Origin of the sequence: Streptomyces cinereoruber (assembly GCF_009299385.1) — a bacterium.
Lineage (GTDB): Bacteria > Actinomycetota > Actinomycetes > Streptomycetales > Streptomycetaceae > Streptomyces > Streptomyces bikiniensis.
This window is the reverse complement of the sequence record NZ_CP023693.1, coordinates 3500553-3526121: the sequence shown is the minus strand read 5'-3', so window position 1 is coordinate 3526121 and position 25569 is coordinate 3500553. Positions and strand designations below refer to the sequence as shown.

24 protein-coding genes are annotated in these 25569 nt (G+C 73.7%); 17 read left to right on the top strand and 7 right to left on the bottom strand.

What is annotated here, in order from left to right; genetic code table 11:
• Positions 1-7: 7 nt before the first annotated feature.
• Together CP977_RS15675 and CP977_RS15670 are read left to right on the top strand one after the other, a co-directional pair.
• Positions 8-1057, top strand: a complete 1050-nt coding sequence (locus CP977_RS15675) for a hypothetical protein (protein WP_152370321.1) — start codon at positions 8-10, stop codon at positions 1055-1057.
• Positions 1054-1545 carry a GNAT family N-acetyltransferase gene (locus CP977_RS15670; RefSeq protein WP_062754393.1) on the top strand — a complete coding sequence of 164 codons (492 nt, stop codon included), beginning with the start codon at positions 1054-1056 and terminating at the stop codon, positions 1543-1545. Before CP977_RS15675 ends, CP977_RS15670 begins: the two co-directional genes overlap by 4 nt.
• A gap of 72 nt (positions 1546-1617) precedes the next feature.
• Here the strand turns inward: CP977_RS15670 and CP977_RS15665 are convergent, their stop codons facing one another.
• Positions 1618-2760: an NADH-quinone oxidoreductase subunit D gene (locus tag CP977_RS15665; protein ID WP_062754395.1), complete on the bottom strand. Its 1143-nt coding sequence runs from the start codon at positions 2758-2760 to the stop codon at positions 1618-1620.
• Between the two features lie 131 nt (positions 2761-2891).
• Positions 2892-3890, bottom strand: a complete 999-nt coding sequence (locus CP977_RS15660; RefSeq protein WP_152370320.1) for an SAM-dependent methyltransferase — start codon at positions 3888-3890, stop codon at positions 2892-2894.
• A gap of 246 nt (positions 3891-4136) precedes the next feature.
• On the opposite strand from CP977_RS15660, the gene CP977_RS15655 reads away from it, so the two are divergent.
• Both CP977_RS15655 and CP977_RS15650 read left to right on the top strand, forming a co-directional pair.
• The gene (locus tag CP977_RS15655; protein ID WP_062754399.1) at positions 4137-5339 is read left to right on the top strand and encodes a sensor histidine kinase; all 1203 of its coding nucleotides are present in this window, start codon (positions 4137-4139) and stop codon (positions 5337-5339) included.
• A gap of 22 nt (positions 5340-5361) precedes the next feature.
• Positions 5362-6042, top strand: a complete 681-nt coding sequence (locus tag CP977_RS15650) for a response regulator (RefSeq protein ID WP_062754401.1) — start codon at positions 5362-5364, stop codon at positions 6040-6042.
• Positions 6043-6086: 44 nt separating this feature from the next.
• Here CP977_RS15650 and CP977_RS15645 read toward each other — a convergent pair whose 3' ends face one another.
• Positions 6087-7175 (bottom strand): DUF5937 family protein, encoded by a 1089-nt coding sequence (locus tag CP977_RS15645; RefSeq protein WP_062754403.1) that lies wholly within the window; start codon positions 7173-7175, stop codon positions 6087-6089.
• Between the two features lie 147 nt (positions 7176-7322).
• Here CP977_RS15645 and CP977_RS15640 point away from each other — a divergent pair, with 147 nt between their 5' ends.
• Positions 7323-7601: a hypothetical protein gene (locus CP977_RS15640; RefSeq protein ID WP_229991702.1), complete on the top strand. Its 279-nt coding sequence runs from the start codon at positions 7323-7325 to the stop codon at positions 7599-7601.
• 55 nt (positions 7602-7656) lie between these two features.
• On the opposite strand, the gene CP977_RS15635 is transcribed toward CP977_RS15640, so the two are convergent.
• The gene (locus CP977_RS15635; RefSeq protein WP_062754405.1) at positions 7657-8862 is read right to left on the bottom strand and encodes a threonine aldolase family protein; all 1206 of its coding nucleotides are present in this window, start codon (positions 8860-8862) and stop codon (positions 7657-7659) included.
• A 125-nt stretch (positions 8863-8987) separates the two neighbouring features.
• Here CP977_RS15635 and CP977_RS15630 point away from each other — a divergent pair, with 125 nt between their 5' ends.
• The 10 genes from CP977_RS15630 to CP977_RS15585 all read left to right on the top strand — a co-directional run bounded on the left by CP977_RS15630 (position 8988) and on the right by CP977_RS15585 (position 17385).
• A complete protein-coding gene (locus CP977_RS15630; protein WP_152370319.1) occupies positions 8988-9953 on the top strand; it encodes a Rossmann-like and DUF2520 domain-containing protein in 966 nt (321 codons plus the stop codon).
• Positions 9950-11179: a pantoate--beta-alanine ligase gene (gene panC, locus CP977_RS15625; protein WP_152370318.1), complete on the top strand. Its 1230-nt coding sequence runs from the start codon at positions 9950-9952 to the stop codon at positions 11177-11179. Before CP977_RS15630 ends, panC begins: the two co-directional genes overlap by 4 nt.
• A complete protein-coding gene (locus tag CP977_RS15620; protein ID WP_152370317.1) occupies positions 11176-12852 on the top strand; it encodes an L-aspartate oxidase in 1677 nt (558 codons plus the stop codon). Before panC ends, CP977_RS15620 begins: the two co-directional genes overlap by 4 nt.
• A gap of 79 nt (positions 12853-12931) precedes the next feature.
• Positions 12932-13963: a carboxylating nicotinate-nucleotide diphosphorylase gene (gene nadC, locus CP977_RS15615; protein ID WP_152370316.1), complete on the top strand. Its 1032-nt coding sequence runs from the start codon at positions 12932-12934 to the stop codon at positions 13961-13963.
• Complete coding sequence (locus tag CP977_RS15610) at positions 13963-14769, top strand: type III pantothenate kinase (RefSeq protein WP_062754413.1); 807 nt, start codon at positions 13963-13965, stop codon at positions 14767-14769. The genes nadC and CP977_RS15610 overlap by 1 nt, the downstream gene beginning before the upstream one ends.
• A gap of 133 nt (positions 14770-14902) precedes the next feature.
• Positions 14903-15475: a hypothetical protein gene (locus tag CP977_RS15605; protein ID WP_183953374.1), complete on the top strand. Its 573-nt coding sequence runs from the start codon at positions 14903-14905 to the stop codon at positions 15473-15475.
• 14 nt (positions 15476-15489) lie between these two features.
• Entirely contained in the window at positions 15490-15669 is a 180-nt protein-coding gene (locus CP977_RS15600; RefSeq protein ID WP_062754418.1) for a hypothetical protein, read from the top strand.
• Between the two features lie 148 nt (positions 15670-15817).
• Complete coding sequence (locus tag CP977_RS15595; RefSeq protein WP_079131147.1) at positions 15818-16249, top strand: BlaI/MecI/CopY family transcriptional regulator; 432 nt, start codon at positions 15818-15820, stop codon at positions 16247-16249.
• Positions 16250-16258: 9 nt separating this feature from the next.
• Positions 16259-16804: an amino-acid N-acetyltransferase gene (locus CP977_RS15590; RefSeq protein ID WP_062754423.1), complete on the top strand. Its 546-nt coding sequence runs from the start codon at positions 16259-16261 to the stop codon at positions 16802-16804.
• 245 nt (positions 16805-17049) lie between these two features.
• Complete coding sequence (locus CP977_RS15585; protein ID WP_062754425.1) at positions 17050-17385, top strand: histone-like nucleoid-structuring protein Lsr2; 336 nt, start codon at positions 17050-17052, stop codon at positions 17383-17385.
• Here CP977_RS15585 and CP977_RS15580 read toward each other — a convergent pair.
• Positions 17364-17954, bottom strand: coding sequence for an SCO3374 family protein (locus CP977_RS15580; protein ID WP_062754427.1), 591 nt, complete (start codon positions 17952-17954; stop codon positions 17364-17366). The genes CP977_RS15585 and CP977_RS15580 overlap by 22 nt on opposite strands.
• Before the next feature lie 486 nt (positions 17955-18440).
• Between CP977_RS15580 and CP977_RS15570 the strand changes: the two genes are divergently transcribed.
• Positions 18441-20963, top strand: coding sequence for an ATP-dependent Clp protease ATP-binding subunit (locus tag CP977_RS15570; protein ID WP_152370315.1), 2523 nt, complete (start codon positions 18441-18443; stop codon positions 20961-20963).
• 76 nt (positions 20964-21039) lie between these two features.
• On the opposite strand, the gene CP977_RS15565 is transcribed toward CP977_RS15570, so the two are convergent.
• On the bottom strand, positions 21040-23694 hold the full coding sequence (locus tag CP977_RS15565; RefSeq protein WP_152370314.1) for an NACHT domain-containing protein: 2655 nt from the start codon (positions 23692-23694) through the stop codon (positions 21040-21042).
• A 572-nt stretch (positions 23695-24266) separates the two neighbouring features.
• Between CP977_RS15565 and CP977_RS15560 the strand changes: the two genes are divergently transcribed.
• Entirely contained in the window at positions 24267-24974 is a 708-nt protein-coding gene (locus CP977_RS15560; RefSeq protein ID WP_062754433.1) for a M23 family metallopeptidase, read from the top strand.
• Between the two features lie 20 nt (positions 24975-24994).
• On the opposite strand, the gene CP977_RS15555 is transcribed toward CP977_RS15560, so the two are convergent.
• Entirely contained in the window at positions 24995-25552 is a 558-nt protein-coding gene (locus tag CP977_RS15555; RefSeq protein WP_062754435.1) for a TetR/AcrR family transcriptional regulator, read from the bottom strand.
• Between the last annotated feature and the right edge of the window lie 17 nt (positions 25553-25569).

Below are 25569 nucleotides of genomic sequence, written 5' to 3'. Positions count from 1 at the left end.
TCAGGCCATGCCACGTGGACGCCACCGCCATTCCCCGCCTCTGCACAAGCTGCTGCCGCCCTCCGCGGTCGCCGGCGCCGCGGTCGTGTGCGCCGCGGCCGCCTGGCTGCCCGGAGACCTGGTGGTCGTGCGGCTGCTGACCGCCGCCGCGGCGGCCGCGGCCGTCACCGGCGCCGTCCTCATGCGCAGTTGGGACCGGAGCGCCGGACTGCGCGTCGCCGAGACCGAGCGGGCGCGCGCCGCCGACCAGTGGAGGGCCGAGGAGCGGATCGCCGAACTGGAGTCCGACCTCGAAGAGTCCCGCGCCCTGCGCGCCCGGCTCGACGCCAAGCTCCGCGCCAAGCGCGTGGAGCTCGCCGGACTGCGCGGCGAGCACGCCGACCTGCTCCGCCGCTACGCCACCGCCGAGACCGAGCGCGCCAGCGCCCTGGAGGGCCGCCGCGTCCTCGCCCTGGAGAGCGCGGGCGACACCAAGGCCCTCCCGGCCGCCGGCTCCGCGCTCACCCCGGAGGCCTTCCGCCGCGCCGCCCTGGCCCTGCGCGACCTCCCGCGCAACGCCGCCGCCCAGCAGGCCCGCCGCACCGCCGAGGCCGCCCGCGCCCGCGACCTCGCCGAGCGCGCCCGGGAGACGGAGGAGCCGCAGGGGAAGCACGCGGCGGCCGCCGGGACCGAGCAGCACACCCGGCCGGCCGCCCCCGCCCTCGCGCTCCCGCCCGCCGCGCCCGTACCGGTCGCCGCCGCGATCGTCCCGTACGCCTCCCGCAGGCCCGTCCCGCGCCCCGAGGGCGGCTTCGACTTCTTCGGCACGCAGAAGACGGCGGAGGCCATCGAGGCCGTGCAGAACACCGACCTCGCCGACGTCGTGGGCGAGGAGGTCCTGGCCGCCGGGGCCGCGCTCGGCACCCCGGCCCTCGTCCCGGCCACCGGCCCCGCCGCCGTCCCCGGCATCGGAACCCCCGTGCCGCCGCGGACGATCGGCCAGGTCATCGACCTGACCGCGCACGACGAGACGGAACAGCTCGACCTGGCGGAGCTGCGCGGGGCCGTGAACTCGTGACGCACCGCCTCGCCGACTTCCCCGCCGGTGAGGTCGCCCGCCGCCGGGACGAACTGCTCGCCCTGTGCGCCCAGGCCTTCTGCGGCGCGCCCTGGCACGAGCCGCCGCTCGGCGCCGTACGGACCGTGGAGCGGCTGCTCGGCTCGGCGGCCGGGCGGCCCGACTTCCGGGCCGTCGCCGCGTTCGGCCCGGACGACGAGCTCCTGGGCTTCACGGCCGGCTGGACCGACACCGTCCTGACCGGCCGGGAGCCCGCCTTCGAACTCGCCGAACTCGTCGTCGCCCCCGCCCACCAGGGCCTCGGCACCGGCCGCGCCCTCCACGACGCGCTCCTCGCCGCCCTGGCGCCCGGCTCACGCCTTCTGATGACCCTGGACGTACCGGAGTTGACGAAGCGGTACGAGCGCTGGGGCTGGTCCGTGTGCGACCGGCGCACGCCGGGCACGTCGGGGCGGGTGTACGCGGTGATGCGCCGCGAGGACGGATAGCGGCGGGTTCTGCCTGCCCTGCCTGCCCTACTTGCCCTGCCTGCCCTACTTGCTCTACCTGCCCTACTTGCTCTACTTGTCGATGTCGCCGACGACGAAGAAGAGCGAGCCCAGGATCGCCACCATGTCGGCGACCAGCGTCCCCGGCAGCAGCTCGGCGAGCGCCTGGATGTTGTTGAACGACGCCGAGCGCAGTTTCATCCGGTACGGGGTCTTCTCGCCCTTCGACACCAGGTAGTAGCCGTTCACGCCGAGCGGGTTCTCGGTCCACGCGTACGTGTGCCCCTCCGGCGCCTTCAGGACCTTCGGCAGCCGCTGGTTGACCGGCCCCGGCGGCAGCTCCTCCATCCGGTCCAGGCAGGCGTCCACCAGGCCCAGGGAGTTGTGCGTCTGGTCGAGCAGGCACTCGAACCGGGCCAGGCAGTCGCCCTCCTCCCGCACCGCCACCCGCAGCACGTCCGCCAGCTCCCCGTACGCGAGGTACGGCTCGTCGCGGCGCAGGTCGAAGTCGACGCCCGAGGCGCGGGCGATCGGCCCCGACACCCCGTACGCGTGGACCGCCTCCCGCGACAGGACCCCGATCCCGCGCGTACGGCCCCGGAAGATCTCGTTGCCGAGGACCAGCCGGTCGTACACGTCCATCCGCGAGCGCACGTCCGCGACGGCCTGCCGCACCCGGCCCGTCCACCCGGCGGGCAGGTCCTCCTTGAGGCCGCCGACCCGGTTGAACATGTAGTGCATCCGGCCGCCGGACGCCTCCTCCATCACCGCCTGGAGCTCCTCGCGCTCCCGGAAGGCGTGGAAGACCGGGGTGATCCCGCCCAGTTCGAGGGGGTACGAGCCGAGGAACATGAGGTGGTTGAGGACCCGGTTCAGCTCGGCGAGGAGCGTACGGGCCCACACCGCGCGCTCCGGGACCTCCATGCCCAGCATCCGCTCGACGGCCATCACCACGCCCAGCTCGCTGGAGAACGCGGACAGCCAGTCGTGGCGGTTGGCCAGCATGACGATCTGCCGGTAGTCCCGCGCCTCGAAGAGCTTCTCGGCCCCCCGGTGCATGTAGCCGACCACCGGCTCGGCCGACCGGATCACCTCGCCGTCGAGGACGAGCCGGAGCCGGAGCACGCCGTGGGTCGAGGGGTGCTGCGGCCCGATGTTCAGCACCATGTCGGTGCTCTCCGCCGCGCCGCCGATTCCGACCGTCGTCTCCGTCATGCGGCCAGTATCTCCCGTACGGGCCCCGCCCCCACGGCCCGTCCGCCCCGGGGCCACGGACCGGGCGGACCCGGGGCGCCCACGGGGGCGCCGGGCGGGTCCCGGGCGTCCGCCGGGCCGTCGGGTGGGCCTCAGCCGTCCGCCTGTCCGCGGGCCGGAGGCCCCGGCACCCGCCGGGTCAGCCAGAGGAAGTCGCCGAGGCCGCCCCGGGCGGTCAGCTCGGCCGCCTCGCCGGCCGAGGAGAGGGCCCGGACGTACCCGGCGGGGTCGGTGGAGGCGAGCGCGAGGGGCGGCCGGTCCCCGGTCACCCCGAGCCGCCGCAGCGCCTCCCGCTGCGTGACCAGCTCCGTGTCCGCCCCTCCGGAGGAGGCCGCCGCGCACGCGTCGAGCGCCACGTGGGACGTCAGGTCGCGGGAGCCGTCCGGGACCGGCGGCACCTCGCGGCCCGCGCGGAACCCGGTCAGGGAACCGAAGGGCGGCCGGGAGCCCCGTACGTGCGCGTAGTCCACGGCCACCGCGCGGCCCGCCGCCAGGGACGCCACCGCCGCCGCCCAGGCCTCGTCCCGGGGCCGCCCGATCTCGGCCCGCGCGCCGGGCTCCCGCAGCGGCCACCAGCGCTCCAGCCACTCCGCGTCCGCGCCGGAGACGGGCGCGCCGAGCCGCTCCGCACCGTCGGGCAGCACCTCCACGTACCGGACCGTGCCCGCCGCGTCGGCCTCGGCGACGTCCACCGGAAGGTTGTCCAGCCACTCGTTCGCGAAGAGCAGCCCCCGCGCCCCGCGCGGCGGCCGGTCCGTCCACTCCACCCGGGGGTCGAGCCCGTCCGGGCGGCCGGCGCGCTCGACCGCGTACGCCCGTACGGCGAGACCGCTCCCGGCGGTCGCCGCGAGCACCCCGGCGAGCAGCTCCCCGCGCCCCGCGCCCACGTCCACGAGGTCGACCTCGTCCGTCCCCAGCTCCTCCGCGACCTCGGCCAGGAGCCGGGCCACGGCCCCCGCGAAGAGCGGGGAGGCGTGCACCGAGGTGCGGAAGTGCCCCGCGGGGCCCTCGGGCCGCAGATAGAAGCCCCCGGGCCCGTACAGCGCCCGCTCCGTGGCCTCCCGCCACCCCCGCCACGTCTCATCCGTCACGAACCACAGTCTCCCCCTCGACCCCTGCCCGGGCCTCCGGGCCCCCGCCCGGGCCCCGACCCCCGCCCGGGTCGCGTCGGCCTTAGCCCAGGACGCTTCGGTCTCCGCCGGGCCCCTCGGTCTCCGCCGGGCCCCCCGCCCCCCCGCCCCCCACCCCCGTCTCCACCTCGGGGAGTACGGTCCCCGAGCCAAGGATCGGCCCCGCGGTTGATCCCCGGACCTTTCCCCTTCCCTACGCTGGGTGACGTGCAGCGCCTCTACGACTTCCTCCGCAGACACCCGACGGGCGTCGACGGCTTCTGGGCCCTCGTCCTCTTCGGGTTCTCCCTGCTGTGGGTGGGGTCGACCTACCCGTCGGTCGACCACCCCGTCGCGTACGGGGTCGTCGCCGCGCTCTTCTCCCTGGTCCTGGCGCTGCGCCGGCGGGCCCCGGAGCGGATGCTGCTGCTCACCGTCGCCCTCGGCCTGGCCCAGCTCGCCCTCGACCTGGAACCGTTCCTGGCCGACTTCGCCATGTTCGTGATCGTCTACACGGTCGCGGTGCACGACGGACCGCGCTGGGCGTCCCGCCTCGCCCTCGCCGGCGGACTGAGCGCCGCCACGCTCGCCCAGTTCAGATGGCCGGTGGAGGACCCCGCCTCCGGCCCCGCCAAGGTCTTCTTCACGATCATCATGACCGTGCCGTTCGCCCTCGCCTGGGTCCTCGGCGACTCCCTGCGCACCCGCCGCGCCTACTTCGCGCAGCTGGAGGAGCGCGCCTCCCGCCTGGAGCAGGAGCGCGAGGCCCAGGCCAAGGTCGCGGTCGCCGCCGAGCGGGCCAGGATCGCCCGCGAGCTGCACGACGTCGTCGCGCACAACGTGTCGGTGATGGTGGTCCAGGCCGACGGCGCCGCCTACGTCATGGACTCCTCCCCGGAGACCGCGAAGCAGGCCCTGGAGACCATCTCCACCACCGGCCGGCAGGCGCTCGCCGAGATGCGCAGGCTCCTCGGCATCCTGCGCACCGGGGAGCACCAGGAGGCCGGGGAGTACGTGCCGCAGCCCGACGTGGGCCAGATCGAGGACCTGGTCGAGCAGGTCAGGGGCGCCGGCCTCACCGTCGACTTCGCGATCGAGGGGAGCCCCCGCCCGCTGCCCAGCGGCGTCGAGCTCACCGCGTACCGGATCGTGCAGGAGGCCCTGACCAACACCCGCAAGCACGGCGGCCCGGACGTGGGCGCCAGCGTCCGCCTGGTCTACTTCGACGACGGCCTCGGGCTGCTCGTGGAGGACGACGGCCGGGGGGCGCCGCAGGAGATGTACGAGGACGGGGGCGCCGACGGGCGGGGCCACGGTCTGATCGGCATGCGGGAGCGGGTCGGCATGGTCGGCGGCACCCTGGACGCGGGCCCGCGTCCGGGCGGAGGCTTCCGGATCAGCGCCCTGCTCCCCCTCAAGCCCGCCCACTGACGACCCCTAAGGAACCGCTCCCATGCCCATTCGCGTGATGCTCGTAGACGACCAGGTGCTGCTGCGCACCGGCTTCCGCATGGTGCTCGCCGCCCAGCCGGACATGGAGGTCGTGGCGGAGGCGGGCGACGGCGCCGAGGCCCTGGAGGTGCTGCGGTCCACGGAGGTGGACGTCGTCCTGATGGACGTGCGCATGCCGCGCCTCGACGGGGTGGAGGCGACCCGGCGGATCTGCGCCCAGCCGGACCCGCCGAAGGTGCTGATCCTGACCACCTTCGACCTCGACGAGTACGCGTTCTCCGGCCTGAAGGCGGGGGCGAGCGGCTTCATGCTGAAGGACGTGCCGCCGGGGGAGCTGCTGGGCGCGATCCGCTCGGTGCACAGCGGGGACGCGGTGGTGGCCCCCTCGACCACCCGGCGGCTCCTCGACCGCTTCTCGCCGATGCTGCCGTCGACGGGCCGGGAGCCCGAGCGCAAGGAGCTGGGGCGTCTGACGGACCGGGAGCGGGAGGTGATGATGCTGGTCGCGCAGGGCCTGTCGAACGGCGAGATCGCCGCCCGGCTCGTCCTCTCCGAGGCGACGGTGAAGACGCACGTGGGCCGCATCCTCACCAAGCTGGGCCTGCGCGACCGGGTCCAGGTCGTGGTCCTCGCGTACGAGTCGGGGCTGGTCAGGGCCGGGGGCGGCGGCGGGGCGGCGTAGGACGGCCTCCCTTCCGGGGGCGCCTTTTCGGGTAGTGCCGCTCTCTATCGCAGCACCGACTCCAGGAAGTCGCTGCCCAGGCGGGCGGTGACGGCCACGTCGAGCTGGTGCAGGACGTACCGGCCGCGCCGCTGGGTGGTGACCAGGCCGGCCTTCTTCATGACCGCGAGGTGGCGGGAGACCTCGGGCGGGGTGATGCCGTACGCGTCGGCCAGCTCGCTCGTCGTGTACGCGCCCCGGGCGAGGCTGCGGCAGAGCCGCATCCGCATCGGGTGGGCGACCGCCTCCAGGCGCAGCTTGACCGCCTCCACGGGGGCGCCGCCGCCGAGGTCGCGGGTGGGCACGGGGTACTGGACCACCGGTTGGCAGCCGGGCGCGTGCAGCGCGAAGAGGTGCGGCCAGCCGAAGGCGGTCGGCAGAAACGTCACGCCGGTGCCCTCGGCGTCGGTGCGGCCCTGGACCAGCTTGTCCACGACGATCCGGGAGCCCTGCTCGTCCTCCTCCAGGGCCATCGCGGAGGAGGCGTCGGCGACGGCCTCGGCCAGGCCCTTGCGGCGCATCAGCTCGGTCTTGTGGCGTGCGTCGGCGGCGAGCTGGACCCGGACGCGGCGCCAGGTGTCGGCGAAGAACGCCTCGTCGCAGTCCTCCAGGAGCCGCCGGACCCACGCGCGCGTGCCGGGCGGGTCCGCGAGCATCCGCTCCACGAAGGCGGCCTGGCGCGGGCCGCGCGCGGCGGCCAGGTCGAGGGCGCGGCGGCGCATCCGCTCGTCCACGAGCGGGGACGGGGCGCCGTGCGTGTAGCGGCTGCTGCAGGAGATCTCCAGGGCCGCGCCCACGTACTTCTCGTCGTCCATCCGGTCGAGGTCGTCCAGCTCCTCGGCGAGGGTCTCGCGGGGGTGGGCGGGCAGCAGGATGTCGGACCGGGTGGAGCGCCACATGAAGTCGGCCTCGTGGAGCCGGTCCGCGAGCTCCGGCTTCAGCGCGGCGGCCGTGGTGGTGGTCCAGGCGTGCAGCCGGGCGTGGTGCGCCGGCTCCGCCAGGGCGTGCAGGGCGGCGCCCAGCTCGGCCAGGGGCGAGGGGCAGAAGGAGATCCGCTCGTGCGGCAGTCCGGTGATGTCGATGGTCACGCTCACCGTGCCATGGTGCGGGACGGACCGGGGGCGGTGTCGCGCCGATTGACGGGAGCCGTCAAACGGCGCCGACGGGCGGGCCCGGCCGCCGTTTGACGGGGCCCGTCAATCCGCGGGCCGGGGCGCCGGGGAGCGGCGCACGGTGGGGGCGTGAACGCGACGCACCAGTACCTCTTCGACACCGCCCGCGCCGCCCGGCTCGGCGATCCGCCGCCGCCCGCGCCCGGCACCCACGACCTCGCCGTCCTGCGGGCGGCCCGGGACCGGCACCGCTTCGCACGGGTCCTCGCGGGCCGCCCGGCCCGCGGCGGCCTCCGCACGGCCCTGAGCCGCGCGGTTCTGTTCGGCGCGGCCCTGTTCGGCGCGAGCCGGTCGGGCCCGTCCCGTACGGCCCCGGCCCCGGCGCCGTGCCGCCGCCCGGCCGACTGAGGCGCCGGGCCGCCGAATCGCCGGGGCGCCCGTCAGCCCCCGCCCCCTGCCCCCGTCAGCCCCCTGAACCGGTCGCCCCCGGCAGTCGCGACAGGAAGTCCCGTACCGCCTCCCGTACGTCTTCCGCCGTCCACTCCAGGCCCGGGCCCGCCACCGTCAGCTCCGTCCGGGCGACCCCCGGCGGGCCGCCCGCGCCCGGGGCGGACCAGCGGCGGAAGAGGACGGTGCCGGTGGCCTCCGTCTGGGCGAGGGCGGCGGCCGTCAGGGTCTCGGGGGCGTACGGCAGCCAGACCTGGAACTGGTGGGTGTGCGGAACCTCGGGGTGGACCCGGAACCAGCCCGTGCCCGCCTCCGCGAGCGCCTCCCGGACCGCGTCGGCCACCACGCGCGCGTGGGCCACGTACGAGGGCAGCCGGGGCAGCTCGACGTCCAGGCCCCGGAGCGCGGAGAGCGCCGCCGGGTACTGCTGGAAGACCCGGCCCCCGTACCGGTGCCGCCAGACCCTGGCCTCCTCCATGACGTCCTCGGGCCCGGCGAGCGCGGCCCCGGACTGCCCGCCGAGGGACTTGTAGAACGACACGTACACGCTGTCGGCGAGCCCCGCGATCTCCGCGAGCCCCCGGCCGAGGTGCGTCGCGCACTCCCACAGGCGCGCCCCGTCGAAGTGGACGACCGCGTCCCGCTCCCGGGCCGCCTCCACCACCTCCACCAGCTCCTCCCAGGTGGGCAGCACGAAGCCGGCGTCCCGCAGCGGCAGCTCCAGCATCAGCGTCCCGAACGGCTCCGGGTGGTCCCGCACCTCCTCGGCCGTCGGCGGCCGGGGCGCGTCGGTGGGGTGCGTGGTGCGGAGCCCGGAGACGGCCCCGAGCGCCCCGCCCTCGTGGACCTCGGGGTGGGCGAGCGGGTGGAGGGCGACGACGGGGCCGCCGGTGCGCCCGGCCCAGCAGCGCAGCGCCACCTGCTGGGCCATGGTGCCGGTCGGGAAGAAGACGGCGTCGGGCAGGCCCAGCTCCTCCGCGACCCGCCGCTCCAGGGTCTCCACGAGGCCGTCGCCGTACGCGTCGGGCGCCGCACCGCCGTGTCCGGCGGCCTCCGCCCATCCGGCCAGCTCGCGCAGCCGCTCCCCGACCGTGCCGTCCACGGGGGCGTGCCACAGCTTCCGCGCGGCCCCGCCCCACACCTCCGCCCGGTGGAGCCGGGCGGCCTCCTCGTCGCCGGGATCCACGGGACTACCGGTTTCCACAGGTTCCGCAGTTTCCATGGGGCGATCATCACACCGCCACCCACACCCTGTGGACAGCCACGGAAGGGCGCCCACCGCTGGCGTAGCATGACCAGAAATCGTCCGGTACCCGCCGAGGACTGGAACGGAAGGCCGTCCCCACCGTGAACGCACCATCAGCGCCAGAGCCCCGAGCCGAGGACCGACCCGCCCGGCTCACCGTCGGTGTCGTCGGCGCCGGCCGGGTGGGCCCCGCCCTCGCCGCCTCCCTCCGCCTCGCGGGACACCGCCCCGTCGCCGTCTCGGCGGTCTCCGACGCCTCGCGGCGCCGCGCCGCCGCGCTCCTGCCGGACGTGCCGGTCGTGGAGCCCGCGCGCGTCCTCGCCCTCGCCGACCTGGTCCTGCTCACCGTCCCCGACGACGCCCTGCCCGGCCTGGTCGAGGGCCTCGCCGACACCGGGGCCGTACGGCCGGGGCAGCTGCTCGTGCACACCTCCGGGCGGTACGGGGCGCGGGTCCTCGACCCCGCCCGCCGGGCCGGCGCCCTGCCGCTCGCCCTGCACCCCGCCATGACCTTCACCGGCACCGCCGTGGACGTGCAGCGGCTCGCCGGGTGCTCCTTCGGGGTGACCGCGCCGGAGGAGCTGCGGCTCGCCGCCGAGGCCCTGGTGATCGAGATGGGCGGCGAGCCCGAGTGGATCGCCGAGGAGGCCCGCCCGCTCTACCACGCGGCCCTCGCCCTCGGCGCGAACCACCTGGTCACCCTGGTGGCCCAGTCGATGGAGCTGCTCCGCAAGGCCGGGGTCGCCGCCCCCGACCGGATGCTCGGCCCCCTCCTGGGCGCCGCCCTCGACAACGCGCTGCGGTCCGGCGACGCGGCCCTGACCGGCCCCGTCGCGCGCGGCGACGCCGGCACGGTCGCCGCGCACGTGGCCGAGCTGCGCAAGCACGCGCCCGGTACGGTCACCGGCTACCTGGCGATGGCCCGTACGACCGCCGACCGGGCGCTCGCGCACGGCCTGCTCAAGCCCGAGCTGGCCGAGGACCTGCTGGGGGTGCTCGCCGAGCCCCCGACGGGCGCGACCGGCCCGACCGGGACCGCCGACGGGCCGCAAGGAGACGACCGATGAGCCTGCCCGCCCGCGGCCACGACCCGGCGCCCGCCGGGGCGTCCGCCTCTGCCGGAGCTTCCGCGTCGGCCGGGACCTCCGCCTCTGCCGGGACCTTCGCGTCCGCCGGAGCTCCCGCGTCCCCCACGCCCCCCGGGACCCCCGCGTCCACCGAGCCCCCCGCCCGGCCCGGCCTCCGGCCCGACCGCCTCGTCCCCACCGCCCAAGGCCTCCGCGACGCCGCCGCCCGGCACGGTGCCCCCGGGCGCAACGCCGTGGTCATGACCATGGGCGCCCTCCACGAGGGCCACGCCACCCTGATCCGCGCCGCACGCGCGCGCGTGGGGGAGGACGGCTTCGTCGTCGTCACCGTCTTCGTCAACCCGCTCCAGTTCGGCGCGGGCGAGGACCTCGACCGCTACCCCCGCACCCTGGACGCCGACCTGGAGCTGGCCCTCGGCGCGGGCGCGAGCGTCGTCTTCGCGCCCTCCGTGGACGAGGTCTACCCGGGCGGCGAGCCGCAGGTCCGGATCACCGCCGGCCCCATGGGCGAGCGGCTCGAAGGCGCCTCCCGGCCCGGCCACTTCGACGGCATGCTGACCGTCGTCGCCAAGCTGCTCCACCTCACCGCCCCCGACCTGGCCTTCTTCGGGCAGAAGGACGCCCAGCAGCTGGCCCTGATCCGGCGCATGGTCCGGGACCTGAACTTCCCGGTAGAGGTCGTCGGCGTGGAGACCGTCCGCGAGGAGGACGGCCTGGCCCTCTCCAGTCGCAACCGCTACCTGTCGGCCGGGGAGCGCCGCACCGCCCTCGCGCTGTCCCGCGCGCTGTTCGCCGGCCAGGAGCGGCTCGCCGCCCAGGAGGCGCTGCGCGCGCGGGCCGACGCCCTGCCGAACGGGCGGGACCGGGCCGAGAACCGGGCCGAGGCGCTCTCCCGGCTCGGCGAGGCCCGGGCCGCCGCCGACGCCCACGCGGTCGCGCAGGCCGCCGAGTGCGCCGGCCCCGGAGCCGTGCGCGCCGCCGCCCGCGCGGTCCTGGACGAGGCGGCGAAGGCGGAGCCGCCGCTGACCCTCGACTACCTGGCCCTCGTGGACCCGGCCGACTTCACCGAGGTCACCGACGACCACGCCGGGCAGGCGGTCCTCGCCGTCGCCGCGCGCGTGGGGAGCACGCGGCTCATCGACAACATCCCCCTGAGCTTCGGGCCCCCGAGCCCGGAATCCCCGACCCTCGGAGCCGCCACGTGACCGGAATACGGCTGCACGCCCCCGAGCCGGGCTGGGCCATCGACGCCGACGTCGTCGTGGTCGGCTCCGGTGTCGCCGGCCTCACCGCCGCCCTGCGCTGCACCGCCGCCGGGCTCCGTGCGGTCGTCGTCACCAAGGCCCGGCTCGACGACGGCTCCACCCGCTGGGCGCAGGGCGGCATCGCCGCCGCGCTCGGCGAGGGCGACACCCCCGAGCAGCACCTCGACGACACCCTCGTCGCGGGCGCCGGGCTCTGCGACGAGCGGGCCGTGCGGACCCTCGTCACCGAGGGCCCGGACGCCGTCCGCCGCCTCATCGAGACCGGCGCCGACTTCGACAAGACCTCCGAGGGCGAGATCGCGCTGACCCGCGAGGGCGGCCACCACCGGCGCCGGATCGCCCACGCGGGCGGGGACGCGACCGGCGCCGAGATCTCCCGCGCCCTGGTCGAGGCGATACGGGACCGGGGCGTGCGCACGATCGAGCACGCCCTCGTCCTGGACCTCCTCACGGACGCCGAGGGGCGTACGGCGGGCGTGACCCTGCACGTCATGGGCGAGGGCCAGCACGACGGCGTCGGCGCGGTCCACGCGCCCGCGGTGGTCCTCGCCACCGGCGGCATGGGGCAGGTCTTCTCGGCCACCACCAACCCGGCGGTCTCGACCGGCGACGGGGTGGCGCTCGCGCTGCGCGCCGGGGCCGAGGTCTCCGACCTGGAGTTCGTCCAGTTCCACCCGACCGTGCTCTTCCTGGGCGCGGGCGCCGAGGGCCAGCAGCCGCTGGTCTCCGAGGCGGTACGGGGCGAGGGCGCGCACCTGGTGGACGCGGACGGGGTCCGCTTCATGCTGGGGCAGCACGAGCTGGCCGAGCTGGCGCCCCGGGACGTCGTCGCCAAGGCGATCACGCGCCGGATGCGGGAGCACGGCACCGAGCACATGTACCTGGACGCCCGGCACTTCGGGGCCGAGATGTGGGAGCGGCGCTTCCCGACGATCCTGGCCGCCTGCCGCGCCCACGGCCTCGACCCGGTGACGGAGCCGATCCCGGTGGCCCCGGCCGCCCACTACGCCTCCGGCGGCGTCCGCACCGACCTGCGGGGCCGGACCACCGTCCCCGGCCTGTACGCGTGCGGGGAGGTGGCCTGCACGGGCGTCCACGGCGCCAACCGGCTCGCCTCGAACTCGCTCCTGGAGGGCCTGGTCTTCGCCGAGCGGATCGTGGAGGACATCGTGGCGGCGGCCCCCCGCGCGGCGGGCGCCCCGGTGCCCCACCCGGTCCCGGTGGTCCTGCCGCTGCCCGCGACGGACGCCCGGACCCGCATCCAGCGGATCATGACGAACGGCGCCGGGGTGCTGCGCTCGGAGGCCGGCCTGCGGGAGGCCGCCGCCGCCCTCGACGCGCTGCACGAGGAGGCCGTGGCGGGCGGTACGGACGACAGCAAGGCCGCCGAGCCGGGCGTGGACTCCTGGGAGACCACCAACCTGCTGTGCGTCGCCCGGGTCCTGGTGGCCGCCGCCCGCCGCCGCGAGGAGACCCGCGGCTGCCACTGGCGCGAGGACCGCCCGGAGCGCGACGACGCGCACTGGCGCCGGCACCTCGTCGTACGCCTGGAGCCGGACCGGACGCTCGACGTCCGTACGACCGACACGTACGACTTCCCGCGCACCGTCTGAGCCCCACCGCCACCCCCGACTCCGTCCCCACCGCCCGACCCTTCCACCCCCCACCGCCGACGCCCCCAGGGAGCCGCAAGTGAGCACGCCCGAGGAAGCCCGTCCCGAGCCCGTGGACGTCCCCCTCATCCAGATCAGCACCTTCGAGTCGGCCCCCGGGGACTCCGAGGAGGCCGGCGGCTGCGGCGACGGCTGCGGCTGCGGCGACCAGGAGTTCGAGTGCGGGCTCGACCCGGCGCTCGCCGAGCTGCTCGCCGACGCCGGCCTCGACCCGGTCCAGGTGGAGGACATCGCCCACCTGGCGATCGCGGAGGACCTCGACGGCGGGGTGGACGTGACGACCGTCGCGACCGTCCCCGAGGACGCCGTCGCCACCGCCGACTTCACCGCCCGCGAGGCCGGCGTGGTGGCCGGCCTGCGGGTCGCGGAGGCGGTCCTGTCGATCGTCTGCGCCGACGCGTTCGAGGTCGAGCGGCACGTCGAGGACGGCGAGCGCGTCGAGGCCGGGCAGAAGCTCCTGAGCGTCACCGCCCGCACCCGCGACCTGCTCACCGGCGAGCGCAGCGCGCTCAACCTCCTGTGCCGCCTCTCCGGCATCGCCACCGCCACGCGCGCGTGGGCGGACGCCCTGGAGGGCACGAGGGCCAAGGTCCGCGACACCCGCAAGACGACCCCGGGCCTGCGCGCCCTGGAGAAGTACGCGGTCCGCTGCGGCGGCGGCGTCAACCACCGCATGTCGCTGTCCGACGCGGCCCTGGTGAAGGACAACCACGTGGTGGCGGCCGGCGGCGTCGCCGAGGCCTTCAAGGCCGTGCGCGAGCTGTTCCCGGACGTGCCGATCGAGGTCGAGGTCGACACGATGCACCAGGTCCGCGAGGTCCTGGACGCGGGCGCCGACCTGATCCTGCTCGACAACTTCACCCCGGGCGAGACGGAGGAGGCCGTGGCCCTGGTCGCGGGCCGCGCCGTCCTGGAGTCCTCGGGCCGCCTCACCCTGGAGAACGCGGCGGCGTACGCGGCGACCGGCGTCGACTACCTGGCGGTCGGCGGCCTCACCCACTCCTCCCCGATCCTCGACATCGGCCTCGACCTGCGCGAGGTGCGGGCCTGATGCTGCTCACCATCGACGTCGGCAACACGCACACGGTCCTCGGCCTCTTCGACGGGGACGAGATCGTCGAGCACTGGCGGATCTCCACGGATCCGCGCCGGACCGCCGACGAGATGGCGGTCCTGCTCCAGGGCCTGATGGGCATGCACCCGCTGCTCGGCGTCGAGCTGAGCGACGGCATCGAGGGGATCGCGATCTGCGCGACGGTCCCCTCGGTCCTGCACGAGCTGCGCGAGGTCACCCGCCGGTACTACGGGGACGTGCCGGCGGTCCTGGTGGAGCCGGGCGTCAAGACGGGCGTCCCGGTCATCACCGACAACCCGAAGGAGGTCGGCGCGGACCGCGTCATCAACGCAGCCGCGGCGATCGAGCTGTACGGCGGCCCGGCGATCGTCGTGGACTTCGGGACGGCGACGACGTACGACGCGGTCACCGCGCGCGGCGAGTACGCGGGCGGGGCGATCGCGCCGGGCATCGAGATCTCGGTGGAGGCGCTGGGCGTGCGCGGGGCGATGCTCCGCAAGATCGAGCTGGCCCGCCCGCGGAACGTGATCGGCAAGAACACGGTCGAGGCGATGCAGTCCGGCATCATCTACGGCTACGCGGGCCAGGTGGACGGCGTGGTGGCCCGGATGAAGCGCGAACTGGTCGGCCCGAAGGGCGACCCGGACGACGTGACCGTGATCGCGACGGGCGGCCTGGCCCCGATGGTCCTCGGCGAGTCCACGGAGATCGACGAGCACGAGCCCTGGCTGACCCTGATCGGCCTGCGCCTGGTGTACGAGCGGAACGTCTCGCGCATGTAACCCGCGCGGCCGCCCCTGGAGGGGGGCGGCCGAACGGCTGCCACCCGGCGCGCCGTAATGATCCCTAAGCGAAAATTGTCCGATTAGCGCGTACCGTCGGCCCATGCCCACGCCATACGGATCCCGTGGCGGCATGGCGTTCAGCGCGGACGAGCTGCGTGTGCTCCGCCGCGCCCTTGCCATCGCCCTCCAGCCCGCCCCCCTTCAGCACGAGGACGTCCAGGACTGCCTGCGCCTGGCCGAATCCGTGGACGAGGCGGTACGCGAGGCCGGTCGGCTGCGCGCCTTCCTCCTCGCCGACCTGGCCCGCTACCGCGAGGCCCTGCCGGGCTCCCTCAGCGGCTACCTGGAGCTCCTCCGGGACGCGCTGGCCGCCGGGTACGACCCCGGGGCCGACGACCTCGCCGCCCTGCGGGCCCTGCGCCGCAACCCCGCCGCCGCCGAACTGCTCGCCCGCTGCCAGGGCCTCGCCGAGCGCTCCGTACGCGCGCGCCTGGCGCGGGTCGTCCAGGCCACCGCCCCCGCCGCCGACCGCGCCCCCAGGGCCCGGCTGCTCGCCCTGCCCGGCGGGCGCGCGGCGGCCGACGAGCCCAAGCCGACCCCGCCCGCCCCGGCGGAGCGCCCGGTGCCCAAGCCCTCCGAGGTGTTCCCGCCGCGCCGGCGGCCCGTTCCCCCGCCCCCGCCCGAGGAGCGGGCCGCCGGATAGCTACCCTGGTCGCCATGGAATACGTATCCGCGCTCCTGCCCCCCGTCGTGATGGCCGCGTTCTTCATCGCCCTCGTCGTCACGATCGTCAAGAGCCAGGGCGGTCCGAACAAGGCCAAGGAGGACGCGGCCGTCGACGCCGCCCTCGCCCGTGCCGAGGCGGCCCGGCAGCCGGACGGCTCCGCCGCCTCCTGACCCCGCCGGGGTTCCGCACCACCGGGGACGTACGGCCTCACGAGGTCGTGCGTCCTTTTTGCTTGCCCCGGATCGGTTTCACGCTGTTTCGCTCCGTTTTTCGGCGTCGATCGACCCTTGCCGACGTTTCGCGCACTATGGTGGCGCTGTGCCCCGTCCTTTGGGAGAGCTCGAAGACGCCGTCATGACGCGCGTGTGGCAATGGAACCGCCCGGTGACCGTCCGGGAAGTCCTGGAGGACCTCCAGCGGGAACGGTCCATCGCCTACACCACCGTCATGACCGTCATGGACAATCTCCACCAGAAGGGCTGGGTCCGCAGGGAAGTCGAAGGCCGCGCCTATCGCTATACGGCGGTCTCCACCCGAGCCGCCTACGCGGCCGCACTGATGAACGAGGACTGGGGCCGCAGCGACAATCCCGCCGCCGCCCTCGTCGCCTTCTTCGGCATGATGTCCCCGGACCAGCGCGAAGCGCTCGACGACGCCATTCGGATCGTCCAGCGGGACACCCCGCTCCCCGCGCCCCTGCCCGCCCCGCCCGGGGAGGGCGCCGGGGAAACCGGGTCCGAAGGGCGATAACGTCCCCCCATGCCGTCGTCCGACTCCCCGGCCGCCTCCGCGGCCACCGCCAAAGCCGTCACCGTACGCAGGGCCCGCACCGGTGACGTCGCCGCCGTCCGGCGCCTCGTCGATCCTTTCGTCCGGCGCGGCATCCTGCTCGACAAGGCGACCGTGACGCTTTACGAGTCCATCCAGGAGTTCTGGGTCGCGGAACGCGACGAGGACGCCGTCGTCGTCGGCTGCGGAGCGCTCCACGTGATGTGGGAAGACCTCGCCGAAGTGCGCACGCTCGCCGTCGATCCCGAGTTCAGGGGAGCCGGCGTGGGACATCAGGTGCTCGACAAGTTGTTGCACACCGCCCGATGGCTCGGGGTGCGGCGGGTATTCTGCCTGACCTTCGAAGTCGACTTCTTCACGAAGCACGGCTTCGTCGAGATCGGCGAGACGCCGGTCGACGGAGATGTCTACAGCGAGCTCCTGCGTTCCTATGACGAGGGAGTCGCGGAGTTCCTCGGTCTCGAACGAGTGAAGCCGAACACCTTGGGCAACAGCCGGATGCTTCTGCACCTCTGACCCGGAAGCGACCCGAACCGAACCCGAAGCGGACCCGAACCGATCCCGGAACGACGCCCCGAACCCGTGGGGAAGCCGTACGGAACCCGTACGGAAGCTCTCGGGGAACCCCGCCCGGAACCCTATGTCCGAATCGCGCACGTTTCCCGCGCCGCCGGGGTTCTGAACCTCTCCCAGGGGTTTGTGTTTTCCCGGCAAAAGCGGTTTCCTTTCCGCGTACTGCATTTTCGATGAAAGGAAATCCGGTGGCACAGAAGGTTCAGGTCCTTCTTGTCGACGACCTCGACGGCGTCGAGGCGGACGAGACCGTGACGTTCGCGCTGGACGGCAAGACCTACGAGATCGACCTCACCACCGCCAACGCGGAAAAGCTCCGCGGTCTGCTCGAGCCGTACACCAAGAGCGGCCGGCGCACCGGTGGCCGCACCACCGGTGGCCGCGGCAAGGGCCGCGCCGCGGCGACGGGCAGCCCCGACACCGCGAAGATCCGCGCGTGGGCCAAGGAGCAGGGGCTCAACATCAACGACCGCGGCCGCGTGCCCGCCGAGATCAAGGCGGCCTACGAGGACGCGAACCGCTGAGGCGACAGCTGCTGGGCCACCGGCCCCCGGGCCCGGGCACTCAGCAGCCGCACCCGGTGGCACTCGGCGGCGGCGGCGGCCACGAGCCGCACCAGGCAGGGGGCGCCCCCTCCGCCCCACGGCGCGCCCCGCAGGGCCGGGAGCGAGGCCTCGACCTCGCGGCCCGGCACGGGGGCCCGCAGCCACACCGCGGCGTCCGGCGCGCCGGAACCGCCCCGCCCCGGGGGAAGGGGCGCGGTCGTCCGGCCGCCGACCCCGAGCACCGAGAGGTCCAGGGCGATCCCGCCCCACTCCAGCCAGTCGAGCAGCCCCGGCAGCTCCTCCGCGCTCCCCGCGGCCACGAGCAGCCGCATCCGGGAGCCGGCCAGGGCCACCGGCCCGGTCGCCGGGCCCACCCGGCGCAGGACGCCCCGGCCGGCCGCGGCGGGCAGCTCCAGGACGTCGAAGCGCACCCCCGTGACCAGCGCCAGCGGCGGGCCCGCCACCGTCGCCCAGCCGAGCCCGTCCTCGTACCACCGCTCCGGACCGTCGTCGAGCGGCGCGCGGGGGGACGGGACGACGGGGGCCATGCCCGGGGAACTCCCGGGAGGGCGTCTTGGTTACGCCCCCGGAGCGGCCCGGCACCCGCCGCGCGGTGACGCACGGTCCCCCGGCGGACGCGCGAGGTGTCCGGGATGGGGCGTACGAGTGCATTCGAGCGCGCAAGGGTGTTCGCTGGTAGCGGAGGGAACCGGGGTGCACGGCATGGAGTGTCGGTGCTTACGGGTAAGACATTCCTAGTGGAGAGGGGTGGCCTCGCGGGCCTCGGCGTCTCACGTTCGCCATCGGCGTACTGAAGGCGCGGGTAACTACTTGGCCTGCGGGAACATCGTCTCGCACCATCGGGTTGGAGCATTTGTCGGCTGTTCGGCAGCAGGTCTCCCCACGGACAAGGGGGTGATCCGGACGGATGTCGGCAGTTGGAATGAGCGGTCCCCGCTTGCGGGACTAAGCTGCGGAAGGACAGGGAGGGGATCGACCCCTAACTGACTGACCGCTCTGAGGAGCGATTAACGATGTTCGAGAGGTTCACCGACCGCGCGCGGCGGGTTGTCGTCCTGGCTCAGGAAGAAGCCCGGATGCTCAACCACAACTACATCGGCACCGAGCACATCCTTCTGGGCCTTATCCACGAGGGTGAGGGTGTCGCCGCTAAGGCCCTGGAGAGCCTCGGGATTTCGCTCGAGGCGGTCCGCCAGCAGGTGGAGGAGATCATCGGCCAGGGCCAGCAGGCCCCGTCCGGGCACATCCCCTTCACCCCTCGTGCCAAGAAGGTCCTGGAGCTGTCGCTCCGGGAGGCCCTCCAGCTCGGCCACAACTACATCGGCACCGAGCACATCCTGCTCGGCCTGATCCGCGAGGGCGAGGGCGTCGCCGCCCAGGTCCTCGTGAAGCTGGGCGCCGATCTCAACCGGGTCCGGCAGCAGGTCATCCAGCTGCTCTCCGGCTACCAGGGCAAGGAAGCCGCCACGGCCGGCGGTCCTGCCGAGGGCACCCCCTCGACGTCCCTGGTCCTCGACCAGTTCGGCCGCAACCTCACCCAGGCGGCCCGCGAATCCAAGCTCGACCCGGTCATCGGGCGCGAGAAGGAGATCGAGCGGGTCATGCAGGTGCTGTCCCGCCGCACCAAGAACAACCCGGTGCTCATCGGCGAGCCCGGCGTCGGCAAGACCGCCGTCGTCGAGGGCCTGGCCCAGGCCATCGTCAAGGGCGAGGTGCCCGAGACCCTCAAGGACAAGCACCTCTACACCCTGGACCTCGGCGCCCTGGTCGCCGGCTCCCGCTACCGCGGTGACTTCGAGGAGCGCCTGAAGAAGGTCCTCAAGGAGATCCGCACCCGCGGCGACATCATCCTGTTCATCGACGAGCTCCACACCCTCGTGGGTGCGGGCGCCGCCGAGGGCGCGATCGACGCCGCCAGCATCCTCAAGCCGATGCTGGCCCGCGGTGAGCTCCAGACCATCGGCGCCACCACGCTCGACGAGTACCGGAAGTACCTGGAGAAGGACGCGGCCCTGGAGCGCCGCTTCCAGCCCATCCAGGTCGCCGAGCCGTCGCTGCCGCACACCATCGAGATCCTCAAGGGCCTGCGCGACCGGTACGAGGCCCACCACCGGGTCTCCATCACCGACGAGGCCCTCGTCCAGGCCGCGACCCTGGCCGACCGGTACATCTCGGACCGCTTCCTGCCGGACAAGGCGATCGACCTGATCGACGAGGCCGGCTCCCGGATGCGCATCCGCCGGATGACCGCGCCGCCGGACCTCCGCGAGTTCGACGAGAAGATCGCCGGTGTCCGCCGCGACAAGGAGTCCGCGATCGACTCGCAGGACTTCGAGAAGGCCGCGTCCCTGCGCGACAAGGAGAAGCAGCTCCTCGCCGCGAAGACCAAGCGCGAGAAGGAGTGGAAGGCCGGCGACATGGACGTCGTCGCCGAGGTCGACGGCGAGCTGATCGCCGAGGTCCTCGCGACCGCCACCGGCATTCCGGTCTTCAAGCTGACCGAGGAGGAGTCCTCGCGTCTGCTGCGCATGGAGGACGAGCTCCACAAGCGCGTCATCGGCCAGAAGGACGCCGTCATCGGCCTTTCGCGGGCGATCCGCCGCACGCGGGCCGGTCTGAAGGACCCGAAGCGCCCCGGTGGCTCGTTCATCTTCGCCGGCCCGTCCGGTGTCGGTAAGACCGAGCTGTCGAAGGCCCTCGCCGAATTCCTCTTCGGCGACGAGGACGCGATGATCTCCCTCGACATGTCGGAGTTCAGCGAGAAGCACACGGTTTCCCGTCTCTTCGGTTCGCCGCCCGGATACGTCGGCTACGAAGAGGGCGGCCAGCTCACCGAGAAGGTGCGCCGCAAGCCGTTCTCCGTCGTCCTCTTCGACGAGGTCGAGAAGGCCCACCCCGATATCTTCAATTCCCTTCTCCAGATCCTGGAGGACGGTCGCCTGACCGACTCCCAGGGCCGGGTCGTGGACTTCAAGAACACGGTCATCATCATGACGACCAACCTCGGGACCAGGGACATCTCGAAGGGCTTCAACCTGGGCTTCGCGGCCCAGGGCGACACGAAGTCCAACTACGAGCGGATGAAGGCGAAGGTCAGCGACGAGCTGAAGCAGCACTTCCGCCCGGAGTTCCTCAACCGTGTGGACGACATCATCGTCTTCCCGCAGCTGACCCAGGACGACATCCTCCAGATCGTCGACCTGATGATCAGCCGCGTGGACGAGCGCCTGAAGGACCGGGACATGGGCATCGAGCTCTCCCAGTCCGCGAAGGAGCTGCTCGCCAAGAAGGGTTACGACCCGGTGATGGGCGCCCGGCCGCTGCGCCGGACGATCCAGCGCGAGATCGAGGACACGCTCTCGGAGAAGATCCTCTTCGGCGAGCTGCGCCCCGGTCACATCGTGGTCGTGGACACGGAGGGCGAGGGCGAGGAGCGCAAGTTCACCTTCCGCGGCGAGGAGAAGTCGGCCCTGCCGGACGTCCCGCCGGTCGAGGCGGCGGGCGGCCCCGGGCCGAACCTGTCGAAGGACGCGTGACGCTGCGCTGAGCCTGTAGCGCGTAGTGAGGGGCGGCCCCGGAACCTGAACGGTTCCGGGGCCGCCCCTTTTCCGTTCAGAAGAGCGTGACCATGACGCGAGGCGGGAGGCACTCGGAGCCGCTTACGTTTCCGTAGACCCTCACCGTCTCCAGGTGGGACAGGGCGGCAAGCGGCTCCAGATCTACGGCGTCACCACCGGAGCCGTACACATGCAAGTGCCTCAGCCTGGCGGACGGAGGCATGAGGGGAAGTTCGTACAGTCCACCGGAGCGCTCCAGGCCCAGCACGACCGGGTCGCACAGGGACAGGAGCATGGCCGTCCGGTCCTCGGAGACCGTCTTCTCGATGCTCAGGTACGAGGGGGTCAGCCCGAGCCGGATCAGTTCCTCGGCCTGGTCATCGTCCTGAACGGTGAAGATGAGATCGCTCGGGTCGAGGTGCGCCACGATCTCCTCGGCATAGGAGCGGGGATCGAAGCGGTGCCACGACCAGATGAGCTGCGAGCGGACTTCCAGCGAAGTGCGCCGTACGAAGCGCGCCAGGTAGGGGAGTGCCGCATCCGTCGTGATGTGGGTCGCGGTGATCACCGAGTGGTACGCCTCCTCATCGGTCAGCTCCTCCGGTCCGGCCAGCAGGTCCAGCACCATGGGGCCGGCCTCCGCCAGTTGCCGGGCCTCCTCGGGCGACCGCGGCGGAATCACCTCCTCCGTCCGCCGCAGCACCTCCTCCCGGATCGCCGGGGGCACTTCCGTCGCGTGATCGAGCGCCGTCGCCGCGAGCAGCGTCAGCCGCAGCCGCACCCGGCGGTCCTCCGCCGCGTCCGCCGCCGACAGCAGCTCCCGCAGGATCTCCGCGCATTCGCGCGGCCGGGCGTGGCCCACCGCCATGCGGATCACGTCCTCCCACTGGTCGTCGGTGGCGTGGCGGACGAGGACGCCGATGTCCCAGTGGTCCACGAGGGCCTTCGCGGCCAGGTGGTCTTGGAAGGTGCGGTGGACGAACTCGACCGTGTCGGCCGTCGGCTCGCGCAGGAGGCCGCTGCGGTGGAGGAGGTGGGTGAAGACCTGGTCCGGGGGGTACGCCGAGGCCTCCGGGACCGCCGGGACGGCCTCGGTGACGATCGACGCGGCGTGCGCGCGGTCCATCTGCGTGCGCCCGTTCAGCGTCAGCCAGTACGCCAGGCGCTGGATCAGCTGGATCTGCGGGGCCTCGTCCAGGACGAGGCCGGTCGGGGTACCCATGTCCCGCTCCCGGTCCCGCCGGGACAGGAGCAGGGACAGGGCCGCCTCGTAGAGCGCCTTGCGGCCCCGGGGCAGGAAGCCGCGCCGGTCGCGGTGGAGGGCGCAGATCAGACCGCACATCAGGGGGTTGGTGGCGAGCTGGGCCACGTGCTCGGCGGTGCGCAGGGAGTCCAGGAGCGGCTGCTCGTACACGGCCGCGTCCGGCCCGGCGGCCTTGTGCCAGCGGCGTACGAAGGTGGCGACCTCCGCGCGGGCCATGGGCGCGAGGGTCAGTTCGGTGAAGCCGTCCGGGGCCAGCCAGTCGTCCCGTACGGCGGTGGGGCGCGAGGTGACGAGCCAGCGGTTGCCCTCGTACGCGTCGAGCAGGTCGCGCAGCCAGTCCCGGGCCCGGCCGCGCTCGGCCCCGGGGATCTCGTCGATGCCGTCGACCAGGACCAGGCCCCGGCCGGCCGCGAGGACCCGGCCGGTCCAGCCCTCGGGCGGGGTGAGCGGGCAGCCGGCGGCGGACAGGAAGCGGTCGGGGGAGGGCAGCCGTTCGCCGTGGCGGGTGAGGGTGCGCAGGGGCAGGACGAAGGGGACGCGACCCCGGAGGTACGCCATGCCCTCCGGCCGGTCCCCGGTCGCCGCCGCCGAGACCGTCAGCCACTGGACGAGGGTGGTCTTGCCGGAGCCCGCGAGGCCGCGCAGGAGGACCTTGTCGTGGCGGGCGAGGGCGAGGTCGGCGCGGACGGAGGGCTGTTCCCGCTGCCGTCCGGGCGCCTCGGGCGCGCCCTCCCCGCCGGTCGCCTCCAGGGACAGGTACGCCGTGTCCAGCGGCCACTCGTCCGGCGAGTGGTGCAGGTCGACGCCGTAGATGGTCAGGCGGCCGTGCTTCCTGGCGAGGTGGGCCAGGTAGCGGCGTTCGAAGGCCTCGTCCCGGGTCTCCGCCGGCGGCGTCCGGCGGATCACCTCGTCCATCTTCGCGAGGAGCTCGGCCTGGGCGCGGGTCTGCTCCACCAGGCTGCGGGCGATGAAGGTGGAGCGGCTGGTGAAGAACTCCAGGACGTGGAGGCAGGCCCACTCGGTCATGGTCTCCAGGTAGAGGACCGAGTCGGTGGAGAGGCCGTCGGGGGCCGGGGCGGCGGCCCGCAGCCGGCGGGCGAGGTCGCGGTGGCCGAGGCGGACGGCCTGGACGTCGTCCATGTCGAGGTCGCCGAGGGCCAGCAGGTTCGCGGCGAGGGCGTCGGTGACGGCCCCGGTCTCGTCGGCGGGGAACGGCGGCTCCCCGTCCCCCCGCCGGGAGCGCTCGACCAGGGTGGCCGCCAGCTTGCGGACGTCCTTCTCGGTGAGGGTGCGCTTCTCGCCCCGGAAGGAGACGAGGCCGGAGAGCCGCACCTCGGCGTCCTTGCGGACGAGGCCCGCTCCGGGCCCCTCGCTCACGAGGAGCTTCTTCAGGAGCGGGCCGATCGCGGCCGAGGCGAGGCGTGTGCCGATGAGTGCCGGTTCCATGGTGACCCCCTGTGTCTCCCCGAAGCGGTCAGCGTAGTGGGGGAGGGGTCCGGAGGGGCGTCCGAGGTGTGACCCAGGCCCCTTTCCGACCCCTTTTCCCGCTTTCGGATCCCCTTTCAGTGGCCCCCGTCACGTGACCCAGGTCCCACCGGGAATGGCTTTTCGCGTGACCCAGATCCCATCCGGAACGCCCCTCTGGTGACAAGGCGCACAGGGGTTTCGAGGGGTACTAACCGGAATAGTGGTGAACATTGGTGCTTATTTCGGACGTACGGGTACGAAGAGGCGGTCCGGGGGTGCCTGTGGGTCCCGGCCCGGTCCTGGAACGGCCTCCTGGCCGGTTCGGCGCCCCGAGACGTGCGGTTAAACCGGTTTTCTTGGGTGGTTATGTCCGATTTCGCAGCCCCCGCTCCCGGTCGTCAAGAGCTGAACTTCCCGGGTGATCGCTACGACGCCATGTCGTAGATGGGGTGTTTTGGGATGGCTGGGGGTCCGGGTTACCAAGGATGAGCAAGCCCGACGCCGCAGCGAAAGCGCGTCGGGTCCCGTACTCCCCGGAGGTTTTCCCCCGTATGTCGAAGCGCGTTATGAACCCCGCCACCCGTGTCGCCGCCGTCGCTCTCGCCACTGCCGGCCTGGGAGCGTCGCTGGTGGCCGGAGCAGGGTCCGCCTTCGCCGCCGAGGGCAAGGCCGTCGTCCCGACCGCCGCGACCGCGTCCGCCGCCGTCGCCGCCCAGGCCGAGACCCAGGCGCACCTCGCCGCCCAGGTGAAGGCCGCCGCCGCGAAGAAGACCGTCGCCGTGAAGGCGACCGCCGTCAAGGCCACCGCCACCAAGAAGGCCGTCACCGCCAAGAAGGCTCCGGCCTGGGTGAAGCCGGTCAGCTCCTACACCCTCAGCGCCAGCTACAACCAGGGCGGCGCCATGTGGGCCCACAAGCACTCCGGCCAGGACTTCGCCGTCCCGGTCGGCACCCCGGTCAAGGCCGCCGGCGCCGGCACCGTCGTGAAGGCCGGCCCGTACGGCGGCGGCGACGGCCCCGCGTACGGCAACGCCATCGTGATCAAGCACGCCAACGGCAAGTACTCGCAGTACGCCCACCTGTCGAAGATCCAGGTCAAGATCGGCCAGAAGGTCGGCGCCGGCCAGAAGATCGCCCTCTCGGGCAACACCGGCAACTCCTCCGGCCCCCACCTGCACTTCGAGATCCGCACCACCCCGAACTACGGCTCCGCCGTGAACCCGGCCGCCTTCCTGCGTGCCCACGGCGTCGGCATCTGATCCGCCGACCCGCTGTGAACCTATGAGGCCCGGTGGGCCTCGTCGATGAGATCGAGGGCGACCTCGAGGACGGCTTCGTGCTTCTCCTCGGGGTCGCCCTCGACGTTCAGCATGAAGAACGTGCCCGCGTGGAGCGTGAAGATCGCGCTGACGCAGCGGACCTTCTCCTTGACGGGGAAGTCGTCGTCGTACAGCAGGCGGGTCAGCGCCATCATGCGTTCCTTGAAGGTGAGCCCGACGCTCAGCTCGCGCACGGCGGCCTGGTTCTCCTGCATGAAGCGGAAGAGGGGTGCCGCCGCGAGCAGCGCCACCTGGTAGCGGCGCACGATCTCCCGCTTGGTCTCGATCGTGCGGGGCTGCTCCCCGGCCCAGTCGATCAGCTCGTCCATCGGCCTGGTCAGGTCCTGGAAGATCCCGATCAGGATGTCTTCCTTGGTCTTGAAGTGGTAGTAGAGCGCCGCCTTGGTGACGTCGAGGCGTTCCGCGATCTCGCGCAGGGAGGTCTTCTCGTAGCCCTGCTCCGCGAAGAGTTCGAGGGCCACGTCCTGGATGCGCTGACGGGTGTTGCCTCGGGCCATGGGGGCGCCCTCCACTT

Bases quoted from the DNA above. Each gene is read 5' to 3' on its own strand.
- CP977_RS15590 (WP_062754423.1), top strand. From the start codon at position 16,259: ATGCCGTCGTCCGACTCCCCGGCCGCCTCCGCGGCCACCGCCAAAGCC.
- CP977_RS15570 (WP_152370315.1), top strand. From the start codon at position 18,441: ATGTTCGAGAGGTTCACCGACCGCGCGCGGCGGGTTGTCGTCCTGGCT.
- CP977_RS15635 (WP_062754405.1), bottom strand. From the start codon at position 8,862: ATGGAAACTGCGGAACCTGTGGAAACCGGTAGTCCCGTGGATCCCGGC.
- CP977_RS15665 (WP_062754395.1), bottom strand. From the start codon at position 2,760: ATGACGGAGACGACGGTCGGAATCGGCGGCGCGGCGGAGAGCACCGAC.
- CP977_RS15580 (WP_062754427.1), bottom strand. From the start codon at position 17,954: ATGGCCCCCGTCGTCCCGTCCCCCCGCGCGCCGCTCGACGACGGTCCG.
- CP977_RS15610 (WP_062754413.1), top strand. From the start codon at position 13,963: ATGCTGCTCACCATCGACGTCGGCAACACGCACACGGTCCTCGGCCTC.
- CP977_RS15565 (WP_152370314.1), bottom strand. From the start codon at position 23,694: ATGGAACCGGCACTCATCGGCACACGCCTCGCCTCGGCCGCGATCGGC.
- CP977_RS15605 (WP_183953374.1), top strand. From the start codon at position 14,903: ATGGCGTTCAGCGCGGACGAGCTGCGTGTGCTCCGCCGCGCCCTTGCC.
- CP977_RS15555 (WP_062754435.1), bottom strand. From the start codon at position 25,552: ATGGCCCGAGGCAACACCCGTCAGCGCATCCAGGACGTGGCCCTCGAA.
- CP977_RS15650 (WP_062754401.1), top strand. From the start codon at position 5,362: ATGCCCATTCGCGTGATGCTCGTAGACGACCAGGTGCTGCTGCGCACC.
- CP977_RS15600 (WP_062754418.1), top strand. From the start codon at position 15,490: ATGGAATACGTATCCGCGCTCCTGCCCCCCGTCGTGATGGCCGCGTTC.
- panC (WP_152370318.1), top strand. From the start codon at position 9,950: ATGAGCCTGCCCGCCCGCGGCCACGACCCGGCGCCCGCCGGGGCGTCC.
- CP977_RS15560 (WP_062754433.1), top strand. From the start codon at position 24,267: ATGTCGAAGCGCGTTATGAACCCCGCCACCCGTGTCGCCGCCGTCGCT.
- CP977_RS15675 (WP_152370321.1), top strand. From the start codon at position 8: ATGCCACGTGGACGCCACCGCCATTCCCCGCCTCTGCACAAGCTGCTG.